Annotated in this window: 1 protein-coding gene; it reads left to right on the forward strand. The window is 55.2% G+C overall.

Annotated elements, in window-relative coordinates; all coding sequences use genetic code 11:
* On the forward strand, positions 1–328 hold a 328-nt coding region (locus tag AF337_RS35305; RefSeq protein ID WP_152971336.1), incomplete at both ends, for an HlyD family secretion protein.

Below are 328 nucleotides of genomic sequence, written 5' to 3' on the forward strand. Positions count from 1 at the left end.
GAGGTCATCGTTCGGATCAACGATCTCAATACGCGCATCGCCGAAAACGAAACACGGGGCGCGCAGGTACAGATGCAGCTGATTGAGGAGGAAAACCGCGTCCGCAGTCTCACTTCGGCATCAGATCCATCACCTTTCGACGGAGTCGTGTGGAGTAGCAACATCGTCAACGGCTCGAACGTCATCCTCAATACCGAGCTGATGCGCATCCTCGATTGCAGCGATCTTTTCGTCGATATCCTTGTTCCGGAGGTCGATTACCAAGAGATTTATCCAGGCCTTGCTGCGGAGGTGCGCTTGTTAGGCGGAGGCGAGGCCTTCAAAGGCG

The sequence above is a fragment of the Rhizobium ecuadorense genome (assembly GCF_001187535.1).
Taxonomy (GTDB): domain Bacteria; phylum Pseudomonadota; class Alphaproteobacteria; order Rhizobiales; family Rhizobiaceae; genus Rhizobium; species Rhizobium ecuadorense.